This is a genomic window from Kaistella sp., assembly GCF_049588135.1.
Classification (GTDB): Bacteria; Bacteroidota; Bacteroidia; order Flavobacteriales; family Weeksellaceae; genus Kaistella.
Window position 1 is genome coordinate 1 of the sequence record NZ_JBAVFG010000063.1, and the last position, 2,567, is coordinate 2,567.

At 29.6% G+C, this 2,567-nt stretch carries 1 rRNA gene; it reads right to left on the reverse strand.

From position 1 onward, the window contains the following. Nucleotides 1-2,479: 2,479 nt before the first annotated feature. Nucleotides 2,480-2,567 (reverse strand): 5S ribosomal RNA (rrf, locus tag WBY99_RS03460); the annotation flags it as partial.

Consider the following 2,567-nt stretch of genomic DNA (forward strand, 5'->3'; position numbering starts at 1 on the left):
TCAATGATCTTTTAATCTCTTCGCTTATATCCGGAAACTCTTTCTGTCGTTCGTTCCGAATTGCGAGTGCAAAAGTATAAAGTTTTTTCTAAGTGACCAAATGTTTCTCAAAGAAATTTAAAAGTTTTTTAACTAACCAATAACTCCCTATTAATAACATTCAATACTCTCCTACTTCGCTCCCCAATCATCTCTCGATTTGGGATTGCAAAGATAAGAAGTTTTTCTTAATCCGCAAGCTTTTATTTTTTTTAAATATAAAATATATTGCTTGACTATTCTACTTCGCTACTCTGTTTTTTAGAGTGGTGCAAATGTAATCCTACTGTCTATATCTCGCAAATTCTTTTGACGATAATTCGAAAATGTGCATAACTAATATCTCAACTATTTAAGTAATAATAAAATAGAAATACACTAGAGTTATCCACTTTATCTAAAAATACTGAAAGCGATTGAGATTAATTAATAAATACCACTAAAGCCAAAAATATGAACAGGGTTCTGGAATAAAAAAACTCCTGATATTGGAAAATAGTACTTATTATATATAAGACAGCGGAGAAAAAAGATCAAAAAGAACCGTACTATTTAACAGTATGCTCTAACTTTTTGAAAATAAAGTAACCGATCAGGACTCCAATAATATCTGCAACTAAATCAAGACCTTCCAGCAAACGTCCTAAATGTATTTCGTCTTGTAGAATTTCCGTCACAAGACCGTAGATCATCATGAGCTGAATCAGGAAAAGAAACTTAATCTCGGGGAAGCTGAAAAAAAGAAAATAATCAATATCTCTTTAATTCTAAAAATAAATAACAATAACAATGGATGAACCGAAAGCCAACAAACCTATCTGATTTTTAATTAAAAATTTATATGTGTAAAATGGATACTGATTTAATCTCAAATTTTCAAATTAAAAGGCAACTTGAATCAAATAAGAAATTACCTGAAGTATAATCCAAAAAACAGATGTTATAAAAATGAAATCTAAAAAAAACCTACGTCACTTGAGCGGATGTATTCCGAATAGAATAAAAAAAATGTATATCGGTCTTTAATCATAATGAAAATTTTTAATCTCGTCGTGAACGAGACAAAGATTTCATTTACATATATGCTGTTTTTATCACTTTTTTAAAGGCACAAAGGCGTTACACTTAACAAGGACAGAAAAATATATCTTCATTACTAATTACGGATATACATTTAAAAAAATGATTCGAAAGTATTTAATTTTTAATATCAAGCATCTGCATTTTCGTTCTTGTAAATATTCAAAATTATAAAAATTCAAAAAACGAAAATTCTCAAAGCAATATTGCAAAAATTTAAAAATTAAATTTTTAGGTTTTTTTAGGTAGAGTATAAACGAAATTCAAAAAACAGGGTTTCTATTTCTTTATGAAACTGACCTCATAAAATAAACAAAAAATAACCTGAGGTAAGAATAAAAAAATACTTTAAACTATAATCCAGATCTCAATCGGTATATTAATCTGGCACCATTGCGTTGACTAAATTTACATCCGATTATATGAAAAATCAAAATAGTGCTGCGTCCAATAATATTAAAAATTTACATTCAGACACTTTACTGCCAGGCATGACCAATTACATAATTTGAAGAATTGGCCTGACTTGTTTTTATAAAGTGAAAATGACATTAAACTAATTAAATTAACCGATAAAAATGATTTTATCACATTGAACAGGAAATCGAACGCAATCCAAACGGTAAATTTTTGTAGCTAGAAAATTTAGATTTTACCTGTTGATAAATTATGATTAAAAACGGATATGCATATAGAATATTATGAATAATAATCCAACGTCTTTGCAATTAACTATGCCTATACAAGAAGATATTATATATAAAAAACAGAGGACAATGACCCTTATCGGAGAAAGTCTAAAGTTCTCTGAAAAATACGCAATATAAACTTAGCAGGTGGAGAATTGGGAATTACTAAATCACAATAATGTAATATTATCCTACTTTATACTACTCAAACTGCAGGAATACAATATACTTTTTCGGAACCATTTAATGCTAAAATAAAAAACTTCAAATAATCACTTCAGGAAGTAGAAGTCGGGATATTTCTTCTCTGCAGATTATCAAAATCATTTATCTATTGTTCAAGTTTCATACGGATCCAGTGTTCCTAATTGCGGAGAAAGTGCTGCAGCCTAGAACACTACAGTATTTATGGTGTGAGGGATTATAAGGAGATTTAAATATTGAGTGTAAATAAGTGTGTTTTTATATACTTCTAAAAGAATGAATATAATCCGGAATCGTTGCATATGGTGTTTAACAAGTTATGATCTTCATTCTTTATTGGCATTTTACAATTATCCCGCTGAGTTTATTGCACAAATAAAGCTTATCAAACCAAATTGATGAGCTTTATTCTCTGATTTTATCACACAAAAAAAACCTCAATCAAATAAATGATTGAGGTTTAAAAAAACTGGCGGCGACCTACTCTCCCGCGTTAGCAGTACCATCGGCGCTAGAGGGCTTAACTTCTGTGTTCGGAATGGGAACAGGTGAGCC